Origin of the sequence: Nonomuraea sp. SYSU D8015 (assembly GCF_008065375.1) — a bacterium.
In the GTDB taxonomy this organism is placed as follows: domain Bacteria; phylum Actinomycetota; class Actinomycetes; order Streptosporangiales; family Streptosporangiaceae; genus Nonomuraea.
The window spans coordinates 121580-135166 of record NZ_VJYI01000001.1 but is presented as its reverse complement, the minus strand read 5'-3'; the positions used below and the strand labels follow the sequence as shown (position 1 = coordinate 135166).

The following is a 13587-nucleotide window of genomic DNA, read 5'->3' as shown; positions in this document are numbered from 1 at the left end:
GGAGGAGGTGACGCCGGATGTGGCGCAACCTGTCCGACGACGCGCGGCAGGCCATTCGCGACCTGTGCGACAAACACGGAGCCCGACTCTACGACTACTGCCGCACCGAGCTCGCCCCGGGCGAGGCCGAGCAGGCGGTCGCCGGGGCGCTGCTGACGGCGCACCTGTACGCCGGCCGCGTGACGGACCTGGCCCTGCGCCGGCCGTGGCTGTACGCGCTGGCCCGCGCCCATCGCGCGGTCGTGGCCAAGCCCGCCAGCATCGGCTCCTGGTCGCGCCCCGGCCGCATGTCGGAGCTGCTGCCCGAGGCCCTGCTCTCCCTCGACCGGCCACAGCGGGAGCTGCTCGACCTGTCGGTGCGGCACGGCCTGTCGGACGCCGAGCTCGCCGCGATCTTCGAGCTGGACGCGCCCGCGGTGCAGGCCATCGTGGCCCAGGCCGCCACCAGCCTTGAGGCGTGGTTCGCCGCGATCATGTCCGCGCGCGCCGGGGCGGGCGGCTGCTCGGACCTGACCGCGCGGATGGCCGAATGGGTCGCGGCCCCCGGCCGGCGGGCCAGGGCCAGGATCGGCCGGCACATCCAGTCCTGCGCGACCTGCCGGGCCGCGCCCAGGGCCATGTCGGCCGCGGCGCTGCTGCGCCGCCTGCCGATCACCACGTTGCCCGGCACGCTTCCCAACCGGCTGGCGTCGGCGCAACCGTTGCCCGGCGAGGGGCCTCTCTGGCGGGCGGACGGTTTTCCCGTGCAGTCCCGCACGCTGGTGGAGACCGGCTCCGCGGAACCCGGTCCAGCGGAGGTCTCCCCGGACGCCGACGCCACGCCATCCCTCCCCGTCGCCGGCCCCACGACGGCGACGCCGGGAAAGCCCTGGTCGGCGGCGGGCGCGGCCGCCGCCGACCAGGAGCATCCCCTGGCCGCCCCGGCCGTGCGCGGGCGGCATCCGTTCACGCCGCCGAGCCGCACGCGGGCCTTCCGCGGCGGCCCGCACGGCGACAAGCTCGTCTACAGCGCCGCCATCAAGGGCGAGAGCAACGGGTCCGCCAAACCCCCCGGCGCGATCATCCGGTACGGCGGCATCAGCCTCAGCGACGAGCTCGCCGGCCTGCAGGACGCGCAGTGGCAGGAGTACTGGCGCGACCGCGCCTCCGGCGGCGACGACGACCCCGAGGCCGGCGCGCCGATCAGGACCGTGGCCAGGCTCGGGCTCATCCTGGGCGTGGGCCTGCTGGTGGCCGGTCTGGTGTGGGCGATGCTCAACGCCCGGCAGCACCCGGCCACGATCACCAAGGCCGCCGCGCAGACCAGCGTGCTGCTGGAGGAGCCCTCGCGGTGGGTGGCCGAGGTCACGACCCCGCCCGGTCCGGGATGACGAGCGTGGCCAGGAAGGCGGACCTGCCCGAACCGCCGGCGTCGGTGTGGCTGGGCTCGGAGAGGACCGGGTCGTTCCGGCTGTCGTGAACCGGACGCTGCGAGATCACCTCGGCCACCGGCACGGACGCGATCGCCGTGTCGGGGACGCGGTTCAGGGTGCGGGAGCCCGTGTCGCGGCCGGGCTGCGGCGATCGGCCGACGGTGCGGCGCGGCAAGATCGTCGTCCGATGGGCCGGCACGACGACGGGCGACGGCACCCGTACCGGCGGCACGACCGCCGGAGGCGGGACTCTGACCCTGAACGTGGCCTGGGCGGTGTCCGGGGACAAGGGCCTGCTGATGCTGGACGAGGACGGCGTCCGCTGGAGCAACTGCCGGCAGGCCCCTCTGGACGGGTCGCCGGTGGGCCCCGGGCCTCCCTTCTCCGGAAGGCCCGGGGCCGCGGGCGGTTTAGAAGAACTGGAACTCGGGCTCGGGCTGCGGGAGCTCGATCCGGTCCGGCCCGTGGAACCTGGCCCTGTCCTGCGGCACGTCGGCCAGCGGCGTGCCGAGCACGAACGGCACGACGACGCTGCTCCTGGTCAGGTCGACGGTGACGTTGGCGCCGGTTCCGGTCTCATCGCTGTAGGTGGCGTCGGTGCCGGCGATCACCAGGCCGATCCTGTGGCCCTTCTTGAACGTGTAGTCCTGCGGCAGCGTCAGCCACTTGACCGTGCCGTACGTGCCGACAGGCAGCGGCGTGGCCTGGCTGAGCGAATTGCGGTTCTGCACGTCGATCCAGCCGCGGGCGACGATCTCCAGCGGCCGGGTGGCCACGTTCGTGACGACCTTCTTGTAGCAGGCGTCGTCGGCCGCGGTGCTCTCGCCGTGGCAGTCCTCCTCGGTGAGCGTGGTGATGCCCTGGGTGCGCCGCCAGTCGACGCGGGTGTCCTCGCCGAAGTCGACGAGCAGGGCGGTCAGGTTGGAGGTGGGCTTGTCCAGCTTGACCCGCAGGTCGGCGGTGGGCGTGCCGGACAGGCGCAGGTCGAGCGGGAGGGCGCCGGTGGTGAACGCCACCCGTCCCGGGTTCGGGGTGCCCACGTCGGCCACCATGGCCTCCTCGCTCAGGGCCACGTCGGTGAACGACGCCGTGCTGCCCCTGGCCGCGGGCTTGAGCCCGAGCGAACCGCCGGGTCCGGGACGCAGCGACGCCTTGACCGCGTAGGGCGCCGGCCAGTCGCGCTGGGTGATCCACTTCGCCGGGCCGATCTCGACGTCGGCGCGGGGCTCGTTCATGATCCCGTTGCGTACGCCGTGCAGCCAGTGGTCGAACCAGCGGTGCAGGGTGTCCACCCAGACGCCCCGGCGGCCCTCGAAGTCGAACGGGTCGACGTGCTGCGTCTGGCCGACCCAGATCTTGCGCGGCACGTTCCGGTCGGCCAGGGCCTTCCACCAGACGGAGAAGTTGTCCGGCTTGACGTTGAGGTCGTTGACCGTGTGGATCACGAAGACGCTGGCCTTGACCTTGGAGACGTCGCCGAGCAGGCCCTGGATGTAGTCGCGCTCGGCCCAGAACGGGTTGTAGTTGCCGGTGTCGTCGCCGTCCTCGGCGTCCATCTTGTCGCGGACCGCCTGGCACTTGGGCTCGGGGTCGGTGTCGACGTAGTTGGCCAGCCAGGAGGCGTAGTCGTAGTTGTAGATCACGCCGTTGCTGCGCTGGTACTTGTACCAGGAGCTGATCGCCGAGATCGGCACGATGGTCTTCAGGCCGTCCACGCCGGTCGCGGCGACGGCGTTGGCCAGGGTGCCGTCGTACGACTTGCCGATCATGGCGGCGTTGCCCGTCGTCCAGTCGGCCACGGCCGGTGTGCCGTCGGGCTTGAAGGCCTTGGCGCGGCCGTTCAGCCAGTCGATGACGGCCTTGCCGCCCAGCACGTCGGCCTTGCCGCCGATGTCCGGGCAGCCCTCGGACCTGGTGGTGCCGAGCATGTCCACGTTGAGGACGGCGTAGCCGCGGGGGACGAAGTAGTTGTCGTAGAAGAGCGGGAATTTCACGACATTTCCGGCGGCGTCATAGACCTTCCGCTCGCCTTCGTTGCCGCGGCCCGAATTGTCGTAGTACGGGCTCTCGTCGATGATCACCGGCACCTTGAGCCCGGGGCCGGACTCCTTGGGCCTGATGATGTCCACGCGTACCTTGTCGAGCTTGCCGTCCAGGTCGCTGTCGACGGTGGACTCGACGTACACGTGCTCGCGGATCGCGTCCGCGTAGGAGAACACCGGCTGGGTGCGGCCGTTCTCGATCGTGATGGCAGGTCCGGCGGTTGCCTGCGCTGGGGTCGCGATCGCCAGGGTCAGGGCGACGGCGATGAGGGCCGGGCGTAATTGTGGCACGCGTGACCTCCGTGAGGGTGATCAGGACAGAAGGCAATCTCTCAGACGGCTCCGGACCTGACAAGATCCGGGGTATGGATGTACAGGATCGAGTTCGGGGCTGCCTCCTCGGTGGCGCGATCGGTGACGCGCTCGGGGCGCCGATCGAGTTCTCATCGTTGCGGGAGATCCGCAAACATCACGGCACGGACGGCATTTCCGGATATGTCGCGGATTGGCGTGGCAAAACCGGCCTTATCACGGACGACACCCAGATGACCCTCTTCACCGTCGAGGGCCTGGCCGGCGCCGCACACACCGGCGGATCGGTGGTGGAGTCGGTACGAGAGGCGTACCTGCGGTGGCTCGACACCCAGACCCACCAGGCGCCGCCGCCCGCCTCCCTGCCCCACCACACCGGGTGGCTGCGTGAGGAGGGCTGGCTGTACTCGCGACGGGCGCCGGGCAACACCTGCCTGTCGGGGCTGCACCGGCACTTCCCCGGGCCGTCTCCGCCGGGTGAGCCGGGACCGGTCAACCCGCACTCCAAGGGCTGCGGCACGGTCATGCGCTCGGCCCCGTTCGGGCTGGCCAGGAGTGACGCGCGCGAGGCGTTCGAGCTCGCGGCCGTGTGCTCGCAGATCACCCACGGGCATCCGACCGGCTACCTGGCGGCAGGCGCGTTCGCGGCGATCATCACATACCTGATGGCGGGCGAGGCGCTGGAGCCCGCCGTCCACCGCGCCATGGAGCTGCTGGCCGGCTACCCGGCGCACGAGGAGACCACGCAGGCGCTGCACGCGGCGCTGACCGTCGACGGGCCGCCCTCCCCCGAGCGGGTGGAGTCGCTGGGCGGCGCGTGGGTGGCCGAGGAGGCGCTGGCCATCGGCGTCTACTGCGCGCTGGCCGAGCCGGACGTGGAGCGGGCGCTGCTGCTGTCGGTCAACCACTCCGGTGACAGCGACTCGACCGGCTCGGTGTGCGGCAACCTTTTGGGCACCCTGCACGGCGCCGCGGCCCTGCCCGCCGCCTGGCTGAGCCCTTTGGAAGGCCGCGACACGATCGGGCGACTCGCCGCCGCGCTCGCTTGATCGCACCGTCGCGACCAGCGCTTAGGCTGGAAGTCCCCCAGCCGGATGAGAAGAGGATGGCATGCGAAACGTCGCTCGGACCTCGCTCGTCGACGCAGCCATCGACGAGCTCCGCCGGGAGATCGCCCGCGGCACATGGCCGGTCGGCACGAAGATCCCGTCCGAGAGCCAGCTCGCGCAGAGCCTCGGCATGAGCCGGCTGTCCGTGCGCGAGGCGGTCCGGGTCCTCGCCCACGCGGGGCTGCTGTACACGCGGCAGGGCGACGGCACGTACGTCACCGCCACCGACGAGTCCAAGGTCGCGCTGCGCCGCCGGCTCGACACGGCGGCCGCCATGGACATCATCGACGTGCGCCGGGGGCTCGACCTCGTGGCGGCCCGGCTGGCGGCCGGCCGGCGCACCGAGGCGGACCTCGTCGCGCTGCGGGAGACGCTGGCCCGCAGGGACGCGGCCGGGCGGTCGGGAGACCTCGACGGGTACGCGGACGCGGACGTCGACTTCCACCTGCTGGTGGCCGACGCGGCGCACAACGCCCTGCTCGCCGACCTCTACCGGAGCATGAGCGACGCGCTGCGCGACCACGTGCGGGACCAGCAGCAGGCGGCGCAGGAGCCGGACGTCTCGCACGCCGAGCTGCTGCGGGCGATCGAGGACGGGGATCCGGCGCGGGCGGTCGCGGTGTCGGTCGCCATCCTCGACCAACAGGAACGCGAGCTCTGAGCGCGGCCGGCGGCCTTGTCGACGACCGGGAAGCGGCTTTTCTGATTACCAGACAAAGGGTGATCTGTTAGGGCAAGGTCGTGGACGACCCGATCTTCGGGAGGTTCACCGCATGGACTACTGGCCGACGTGTCCCGGCTGCGGCGCCACCCTGACCGGCCCGCCGTCTGCCGCCTGCCCCGAGTGCAGCCTGCTCCTGCACGGCCCGGCCGCGGCCGACTACCTCGCCGCCGCGGCCGCCCTCGCCAAGCTGGAGGAGCGCCGTACGGACCTGCTGAAGCGCCGCGACGAGGCCCTCGCCGCCATGCGCGCGGCAACGACCGCCGCTTCGACCCGGGCGGACCCCGTCCCTACGGCGGACAGGCCGATGGAGCTCGCCGGCGCCACCGCCACCCAGCACGCCACCGCCACAGGGCACGCCACCGCCACACAGGACGCCACCGCCACCGGGCACGCCGACGCCGGCCGGCGGGCGGACGACCAGAAGCGTGCGGACGCCGACGGGCGGCTGGACCGCGGTGAGCCGGTGGACGTCGGCGGGCGGCCGGACGACGCCGGGGGACGGCCGCGGCGGGATCTGTCGCATCGGGCGGTGCAGAATCTGTTGCTGCTGCTCGGCGGCGTGCTGCTGTCGATCGCCGCCGTCGTCTTCACGCTGGTCAGCTGGCAGGTCCCGGCGCTGCGGGCGCTCATCCTGAGCGTGTTCACGCTGGGCGTGCTGGCCGCCCCCTGGTTGCTGGCCCGCCGCCGCCTGATCGCGACCGCCGAGACGGTGGCGCTGGTCGGCCTCGTGCTGCTCCCGCTCGACGGCGTCGCGATCATGCAGGTCTTCGACGACGGCGGCCCCTCCACCGGTCCCGGTCTGAATCCGCTGTGGGGATACGCGCTGGGCGGCGCCGCGCTGACCGTGGGCTGGGCGGTGTACTCGCGGTGGGCCCCGTTGCGGCTGCCCGCGCCGGTCGCCATCGTGCTGGCCCAGGCGCCGCTGCCGCTGGCCGGGCTGGCTGTCATGGGCGACCCCTCCGCCGGGTTCGGCTGGCCGGCCGGGGCGCTGATCGCCACGGCCGCGTTCGACCTGGTCCTGTGGCAGGCGGCCCGGCGGGCCCAGGCCGCCGTCGAGTACGTGACCACGGCCGTCGCCGGTTCCCTCGCCTGGCTGCTCGGCGTCGGCCTGGTCGCGTTCCAGGAGTGGCACAGGACCGGCGACGGCACCTCGTCGCCCATGCCGCCGCCGGTCGCGGCCCTCGTCCTGGCTGCCGCCTCCGTGGTGGCGGTGCTGTGGGCGGCCGCGACGCGTGACCGGGCGGCGCGCCGGTTCATCGCCACCTTGGCGTCCCTCGCCGCGGTGGGAGCGGTCTCGATCGTGCCCGTCTCGATGGCGGCCCTCTCGTGGGCAGGCGCCTCGTGGATGGCCGCCATCGTCGCGGCCGGCGCATGCCTGATCCTCGCCGCCGCGTTCACGCTTCCGGTGCGGCTGCGCGACGGCGTGCGTACCGGGGCGCTGCTGGCGCTACTGGCGTCCGCGGTCTGGAAGGGGTACGCCGTGATCACGGCTCTGGTGGCCCCGCTGGGCTGGCTGCGGTCGATCTGGTCGGAGGTGGGCGGGCCCGCCGTGGCGCTCCTCGGTCCCCCTGACGTCCAGTGGGACGACACGGCGGCCACTCCGCTGGTGATGGCCGCCGTGGCGCTGGGGTGGGCCCTTGTGCCGCCCATGGGCGAGGTGTGGACCGCGGGGTTCCGCCGCACCATCTGCCTGGTGTCGAGCTCGCTGGCCGTGCTGACGGCGCCGTTGGGGACGGGCCTGCCGTACGAGGCGGCGCTGGCGGTCCTCGTGGCCCTGGCCGGCGCGCTGTTCCTCATGGCCGCCCGCCAACACGCAACGCCCCGGCGGCCTGCGCTCGCTCTCGTGCCCGGCGGACCACCACCGGGCACACCGCAAGGCCCCGAGGCCGCAGCCGGATCCGCCGCGTTCGAAGCCGCTCCCCGAGGCGGGGCGGATGTGCTCACCCGGCAAGGCTGGGTGGCGCTCTGGGTGGGCGGCTATGTGGCGGGGCTGGCGATGTGCTGGGCGCTGGCCGATCGGCAGGCGACCGTCGGGGTGGCGGGCGGGCTGCTGGTGATCCTGCTGGTCTGCGCCGTCGCCGCCCGTCCTGCGACGATGCAGGCCGTGGGCGGGGCCGGGGCGACGCTGGCGGCGGGGGTGCTCGTCTGGGGGCTGTTCGCCGACGGGCTCGTGGCGGCGTTCGCGCTGCTCGGCCTGCGGGCGGCGACGCTGGTCGTGACGCGGCCGTCACGCAGGCTGGCCCGTGCCGTCGTACGTGCCCGCAGCACGGCCGCCACCCTCGCGCTCGGCTCCCTGGACCGGCTCACCAGGACGATCAGGCCAGGCGGGCGTGCGGCCGTCGAGGCGGCGTCCGTCGTGGTGGGGCTGTTCGCGCTCGGGCAGCAGGGTGTGCACGGCGAATGGACGGCGCTCGTGCTGGCGGTGGGCGCGGTGCTGGCGGCCGCCTCGGCGTGGCGGCGTCCCCGGGGTCCGTGGCGGACGGCGGCCGTGGTGGAGGCGTGCGTGCTGGCCGCGCTCGCGCCGCTGCCGGTGAGCAGCGCCGTCGTGCCCGCGCTGGTGGGCCCGTACGCGTGGGTGACCCACGCCTGGGCGGGTGCGGCCGAAGGGGCCCGGGAGATGCTCAGCCCGTCGGGGCCGTGGCAGGAGCAGCCGATGCTGCTGCCCGTCCTGGTGCTGGCGGGCGCGGCGGGGATGTTCGCCGCCTGGGCGCGCTGGGGCCGGGCGGCCGCGATGGGGGTGGCGAGGATCGCGTTCCCGCTGGCGGCCACGACGTTGCCGGTGGTGGCGGACCTGCCCTACTGGGCGGCGCTGGCCTTCCTCGTCGCGCTCACGGCCGGGCTGGCCCTCTGGTCGGCGGTGAGCCGGTCGGCCGCGGGCAGCGCGAGCCTGTGGACGGCGACGCTGGCGGTCTCCTGGTCGCTGGCGGACCGTACGGCGACGCTCGCGGTGCTGGCGGCCATCGTGGTGACGGGCGTGCTCTGCGCGATCCGCGGCAAGGGCTCGCCGGTCACCAGTGTGGCCTCGACCGTGACCGGGCTGGCCGTGGGGGCGGAGAGCGTGGCCGCGGCGCTCGGCGGCGGGCTGGGCCAGGAGAACGCGGCGCTGGTGCTGCTGCTGGTGGCGGTGCTGCTGTCGCGGGCCGCCGCGCTGCCGGTGCTGCCCGGTGCCGTCGCGGGGCCGGTGGGCGGGACGGCTCTGGCGTCGTGGGTGGTCGCCATGGTGCTGACCGGGGATGATCCGGCGCGGCTGTCGCTGGTGCTGGCGGTGGGCTCGCTCGCGCTGGCCGGGGCGGCCGGGCGGCTGCGGGCGCAGCGCAGGTCGGGCGCGTACGTGCTGGCGGCGGTGGTGTCGGGTGCCGCCGTCCTGCCGCATCTGACGGTCTGGGGCACGGTGCTGGGGCTGCCGTACCTGTGGGCGACCGAGCCGTGGCGTGAGCGGTTCGGCGGATGGTCGCCCCGTCCGGAGGCCGACGAGTGGGCCGGGGCGCAGGGGGAGGTGTTCCGGCTGGCACCGTCGGGGTTCGAGCTGTCCGGGGTCGAGACGGCCTTGGGGGTGGCGGTGTTCGTGGCGGTGACCGGCGTGATCGTCGCTCGCGGGCTGCGCGGGGCGGCGGCAGGGCGGTCCGCGGCCACGGTGGGGGCGTTCGGGTGCCTGGTGCTGGTTCCCGCGGTGGCCGAGATGCCGTACGCGGGGATGCTGGTCTTCTACGGGGTCATGCTGGTGGCGCTCGCCGCGCAGGCCGCACTCGGGCCGCGGCCTGGGGTGGCCGGAGTGCTGGCGGTGGGGCTGGCGGTGCATCTGGTCGTGTTGTCGCTGGACGTGGACACGTACACGCTGGTGGTTTCGGGCGGGGTGGCGCTGCTGGGCGTCGCGGCGGCGGTGCTCGCCCGCGACGAGACCTCGCGTACGGGCGCCGCCGCCTCGGCCACTGTCGCGACCGGCGCGCTGGCGATCGCCTCGGCGCTGTCGGCGGGATTCCCGACGACGGAAGCCGCCTTCGCCGCCCTGGCCGTCGCGGCCCTGTCCGCCGCCGCGGCCGCCGTCCTGGCCCGCCACGCGGCCTCACCATCGGCCGCCCTCGCCCCCATCGGAGCACCCGTGGCAGGCGCACGCCGCCCTGCCGAGGCGCACGCGCCGTCTGCGCACCGCCTGACCGAGGCCACCGATCCTGCCCGGCCGAGCACGGAAAGAACGCAGGCCGGCACAGAGCACGAGCTGACCGCGCCGGATCAGCCCGACGCCGGGAACACACCGAACGTGCCCGGAACCGGCCATGGCCAGGCCAGGACCACGCCCGTTCAGCCCGGCGCCGACCACGGCCGAGGCTCAAGCGCTCCGGGTCAGGCCGAGGGCACGCCAAGCCAGGCCGCGAGCCCGGTGGGTGAGGCCCGAGCCGCAGGCGGTGTGGCGACGGTGGCCGGGCGGGCGCGGGGCGGGGCGGTGGCGCTCGGGGTGGAGGTGCCCGGGTGGTGGCTGGCCGCGGTCGCTCTGATCATGACCGCGTCCGACGGCGGGCTGCTGAGCCTGGCACTGGCCTGCACCGGCGCGCTCGCCCTGGCCGTGGCCCTGCGGCCGGATCGGCGGCCGGTCGCCTGGGGCGGGGCGGCCCTGCTGCAGCTGGCCCTCTGGCTCCAGCTGGCGATCTCCGAGGTCACGGCCCCCGAGGCGTACACCGCGCCCCTGACCCTGGCCGGGCTGGTGGCGGCGTGGCGGGCCAGGCGGCGTGATCCCGGCATCTCCTCCTGGACGGGCTACGGCGCGGCGCTGGCGTTGACGTTCCTGCCGAGCGCGTACGTGGCCTGGAACGACGTCGCCCTCTCCAGGCCCCTGCTGCTGGGCGCGGCCGCGTTCGCCGCGACCCTGGCCGGGGCGTGGGCGCGGCTGCAGGCGCCGCTGATCCTCGGCGGGGCGGTGCTGGTGGTGACGGCGGCGCACGAGTTCGCGCCGACCCTCGCCGAGCTGGTCGGCGAGGGCCCGCGCTGGCTGCCGATCGCGCTGGCCGGGGCGTTCCTGCTGTTCACCGGCGCGACGTACGAACACAGGATGCGCGACCTGCGCAAGATCCGCAGGTTCATCATCAAGATGCGCTGACGCGCCCGCCGGAAGGCGGGCCCGCCGGCTCGGGATCGTCAGAGGCCGGCTCCAGGCCCGCCAGGAGGTTGAACGCGCCGGTCAGCAGGTTGAGCGCGACCAGGCCGACGATCTCCGCGATCACCCGGTCGCTCCAGCCGTGCGCCCGCAGCTCGGCCACGTCCCGGTCGGTCAGGGAGGCGGGCTCGGCGAGCACCCGCACCGCGACGCCGATCAGCGCGGCCTCGCGCGCGTCCGTGGAGGTGCCCCGCCTGGCCAGCGCGATGTCGCTCTCGCTCAATCCGATCTTGCGGGCCGCCCGCGCGTGCGCCTGACGGCACATCTCGCAGCCGATCCGCTCCTGCGCGGCCAGGGAGATCTTCTCACTCACCGTCCTCGGCAGCTTGGACCTCTTCATGGCCCTGGTGAGCCCCAGGTAGCCCTCCAGGAGCGCCGGCGAATGCGCCATCGTGGCGACCATCTCTCCCACGGACCCGTGCCGGTCGATGAGGTCCGTCAGCAGCTCGCGGGACTTGTCCGGAGCGTCCGCCGGGTCGAGAGCGGTCAAACGTCGCATGTGTCCTCCTAGACCGAGACCGAATGCGCCCGTCCGTACCCTCTCCCCCGCGCCCTCCTGGGCGAACGCCGGCCGGATCCAGCGCAGGTAGGAGAAGACGCCGGCCACCGTGTCGACGGCTCGACACCCGGCGATACCCCTATGCACAGGATCGGGCGCAGCAGAAGCCGGGGTGCGCCCGCGACGCGTGCCGCTCGGGAAAAACGGTGTCGCGAGCGCACCCCGGCTGATCTACCCCCGGTCCCCCGCGCTAACCGGAGACGACGATCGTCTCCGACGACGTGCCGGACGGCTGATCGGGCTCGTCCTCCCGCCGGCGACGCGGCAGAGGCAGCCACCGCAGGGCCGCCGCCGCGAGCAGCGCGCCGCCGGCCGCCGCGATGAGCAGCGTGTACGCGGGCACGCCTCCGGACTCCCGAGCCGCGGGAACGGCGGTCACGCGAGGCGACGCCACCGGCTCCCGGGGCGCCGCCGGACCGGCCTCGGCCGCCACCTCCCCGGTGTCCACCTTCACCGTGGCCCCCGCCAGGTCGGGGAACCCGGGCGGCCGCACCTCGTCCCAGTAATCCCGCCCGTACGACACGAAACTGGCGATCGCCTCCTTCTCCACCGGATTGAGCTTCAACCCGCCGGGAACGACGAGCGTCCCCACGTCATACGGCTGGAAGATCCCCTGCATGCCCTCGACCTTCCACTCACCTTCGGGCACGACCACGGAAGTCGCGTAGTGACCGGCCTCCGGCAGCGCCGTGCCGTTGAACATCAGGCTCTTCCCGCCCTCCCCGGTGAGCCGCAGTCCGACGGGCCCCAGCCGCCCCGAGAACGGGTGACTGCCGTGCTGCAGCACCCAGAACCCCAGCACGTACGGCTTGCCGCTCTCGAACCGGTCCGGCAGCGGATCCATGTACGTCACCGCCCAGTTCCCCGCCGCCCCGGCCGGAACGGTCCCCGCGGCCAGGGCCGCCAGCACGACGGCCAGCACGGCCAGCATCCTCTTCATGGGGATCACCTCCGGTGTAGATACACCGGAGGCACGACCCAGGTTCCAGGAACGAAGATCCCGGAAAAGCGACATTTCCTGAAAGGGCGCGCACAATGGAGGTCAGGCGAGAATTCGGCGAGGAGCGAGGAGGCTTGCGCCGTGTCCGCCGCCCGGCGTCACTACCTGAGCGCGATGCTCGACATGCTCGTCTACGAGAACGTCCTGGTCGCGTGGCGACGGACCCCGCTGGGGGGATACATGATCGTCTCGCACGAGGGCGAGGAGATCAGGCTGACCGCGCAGCAGGCCGAGAGGTGGACGCAGGGCGCCTTCGCCGTCTATCTCGCCCTGGTCGACCAGCGCCGGATCACGCCCCGCATCCCGGGCGACACGGCGCAGAACTGACCCCCTTGAGGTCACGACCTGACGAGGCGGGCGATGGCGTCGGCGGCCTCCTTGACCTTGATCTCCGCCTCGGCACCGCCCTTCTGCGCCGCCTCGGCCACGCAGTGCGCCATGTGCTCCTCCAGCAGGGACAGCGCGAACGACTGCAGCGCACTCGTCGTCGCCGACACCTGCGTCAGGATGTCGATGCAGTACTTGTCGTCCTCGACCATGCGCTGCAGCCCTCGCGCCTGCCCTTCGATGCGGCGCAACCGCCGTAGGTGGTCCTGCTTGCTGTCGGTGTATCCGGCCATCTCACGGTCCTCCCCGTTCGCTACACCGACAGCAACGCCATACCCCCCTACCGTATTCCCCTCGCGGGATCAGGGCGCCTTGTTGGTCATGAGCTCCGCGATCTTCCATTCCCCTCCGTCCTGCGTGAGCGCGAAGAGCTCGCGGAGGTTCTGGTTGTCCTGCTTGCTCGTCGCGCGGACGACCGCGCCCTCACCGAGCTGGCGCGCCTCCTCGATGGTGTGCGTGGCCTGCGCCATCCCGTTCGCGGCCCTGAGCCGTTCCTGGAGGAGCGTGCGGATGGCGTCGGTGTCCGTCGCGGTGGCCGCCCCGTCCAGGGCCACCACCGCGTCGTCGGCGAACGTGCCCATGACCTGGTCCACGTTCCCCGACTTGAGCGCGTCGAAGAATCCCTGGACGGCCGACCGCGCCCCCTCCGCCCCGGCGGTGTCCGTCGGCGTGGCGGTGTCCATGGGCGTGTCGGTCTCCTCCGGCGACATCATGGTGTCCGTCGGCGTCGCCGGGCTCGCCGCGCCCTTCATGGCTTGGGTGTCGGCGCCTCCCGCTGCGCAGCCCGCGACGAGCATGGCGGGGACGATAGTGGCCAGCAGGAGTGCCCTGCGCTGAGAAATCTCGCTCATGGCGGCTTTGATGCCCGCGCTTCCCGTCGCCGAATGCGCGGT

General features: G+C 73.5%; 11 protein-coding genes. 5 read left to right on the top strand and 6 right to left on the bottom strand.

Going from position 1 to position 13587, the window contains the following annotated elements; translation table 11 throughout:
• Positions 1-17 precede the first annotated feature (17 nt).
• Entirely contained in the window at positions 18-1370 is a 1353-nt protein-coding gene (locus ID574_RS02480) for an RNA polymerase sigma factor (protein WP_188187117.1), read from the top strand.
• Here the strand turns inward: ID574_RS02480 and ID574_RS02475 are convergent.
• Both ID574_RS02475 and ID574_RS02470 read right to left on the bottom strand, forming a co-directional pair.
• Positions 1345-1701, bottom strand: coding sequence for a hypothetical protein (locus ID574_RS02475; protein ID WP_188187116.1), 357 nt, complete (start codon positions 1699-1701; stop codon positions 1345-1347). The two genes, ID574_RS02480 and ID574_RS02475, sit on opposite strands and share 26 nt — an antisense overlap.
• Before the next feature lie 121 nt (positions 1702-1822).
• Complete coding sequence (locus ID574_RS02470) at positions 1823-3745, bottom strand: Xaa-Pro dipeptidyl-peptidase (RefSeq protein ID WP_188187115.1); 1923 nt, start codon at positions 3743-3745, stop codon at positions 1823-1825.
• 74 nt (positions 3746-3819) lie between these two features.
• Between ID574_RS02470 and ID574_RS02465 the strand changes: the two genes are divergently transcribed.
• The 3 genes from ID574_RS02465 to ID574_RS02455 all read left to right on the top strand — a co-directional run bounded on the left by ID574_RS02465 (position 3820) and on the right by ID574_RS02455 (position 10691).
• Entirely contained in the window at positions 3820-4815 is a 996-nt protein-coding gene (locus tag ID574_RS02465; protein ID WP_188187114.1) for an ADP-ribosylglycohydrolase family protein, read from the top strand.
• Positions 4816-4876: 61 nt separating this feature from the next.
• On the top strand, positions 4877-5536 hold the full coding sequence (locus ID574_RS02460; protein ID WP_188187113.1) for a FadR/GntR family transcriptional regulator: 660 nt from the start codon (positions 4877-4879) through the stop codon (positions 5534-5536).
• Positions 5537-5648: 112 nt separating this feature from the next.
• Positions 5649-10691, top strand: coding sequence for an SCO7613 C-terminal domain-containing membrane protein (locus ID574_RS02455; RefSeq protein WP_188187112.1), 5043 nt, complete (start codon positions 5649-5651; stop codon positions 10689-10691).
• Here the strand turns inward: ID574_RS02455 and ID574_RS02450 are convergent.
• Both ID574_RS02450 and ID574_RS02445 read right to left on the bottom strand, forming a co-directional pair.
• A complete protein-coding gene (locus ID574_RS02450; RefSeq protein WP_188187111.1) occupies positions 10678-11247 on the bottom strand; it encodes a carboxymuconolactone decarboxylase family protein in 570 nt (189 codons plus the stop codon). The genes ID574_RS02455 and ID574_RS02450 overlap by 14 nt on opposite strands.
• Before the next feature lie 250 nt (positions 11248-11497).
• Complete coding sequence (locus ID574_RS02445; RefSeq protein ID WP_188187110.1) at positions 11498-12247, bottom strand: hypothetical protein; 750 nt, start codon at positions 12245-12247, stop codon at positions 11498-11500.
• A gap of 141 nt (positions 12248-12388) precedes the next feature.
• On the opposite strand from ID574_RS02445, the gene ID574_RS02440 reads away from it, so the two are divergent.
• Complete coding sequence (locus ID574_RS02440) at positions 12389-12634, top strand: hypothetical protein (RefSeq protein WP_188187109.1); 246 nt, start codon at positions 12389-12391, stop codon at positions 12632-12634.
• A gap of 11 nt (positions 12635-12645) precedes the next feature.
• Here ID574_RS02440 and ID574_RS02435 read toward each other — a convergent pair whose 3' ends face one another.
• Complete coding sequence (locus tag ID574_RS02435) at positions 12646-12927, bottom strand: metal-sensitive transcriptional regulator (protein ID WP_188187108.1); 282 nt, start codon at positions 12925-12927, stop codon at positions 12646-12648.
• Between the two features lie 69 nt (positions 12928-12996).
• Positions 12997-13545, bottom strand: a complete 549-nt coding sequence (locus ID574_RS02430) for a YybH family protein (RefSeq protein ID WP_188187107.1) — start codon at positions 13543-13545, stop codon at positions 12997-12999.
• Positions 13546-13587: the final 42 nt, after the last annotated feature.

What these genes read in the sequence shown, in the direction of transcription:
- ID574_RS02480 (WP_188187117.1), top strand. Translation starts at nt 18, where the DNA reads ATGTGGCGCAACCTGTCCGACGACGCGCGGCAGGCCATTCGCGACCTG.
- ID574_RS02465 (WP_188187114.1), top strand. Translation starts at nt 3,820, where the DNA reads ATGGATGTACAGGATCGAGTTCGGGGCTGCCTCCTCGGTGGCGCGATC.
- ID574_RS02460 (WP_188187113.1), top strand. Translation starts at nt 4,877, where the DNA reads ATGCGAAACGTCGCTCGGACCTCGCTCGTCGACGCAGCCATCGACGAG.
- ID574_RS02455 (WP_188187112.1), top strand. Translation starts at nt 5,649, where the DNA reads ATGGACTACTGGCCGACGTGTCCCGGCTGCGGCGCCACCCTGACCGGC.
- ID574_RS02450 (WP_188187111.1), bottom strand. Translation starts at nt 11,247, where the DNA reads ATGCGACGTTTGACCGCTCTCGACCCGGCGGACGCTCCGGACAAGTCC.
- ID574_RS02445 (WP_188187110.1), bottom strand. Translation starts at nt 12,247, where the DNA reads ATGAAGAGGATGCTGGCCGTGCTGGCCGTCGTGCTGGCGGCCCTGGCC.
- ID574_RS02435 (WP_188187108.1), bottom strand. Translation starts at nt 12,927, where the DNA reads ATGGCCGGATACACCGACAGCAAGCAGGACCACCTACGGCGGTTGCGC.
- ID574_RS02430 (WP_188187107.1), bottom strand. Translation starts at nt 13,545, where the DNA reads ATGAGCGAGATTTCTCAGCGCAGGGCACTCCTGCTGGCCACTATCGTC.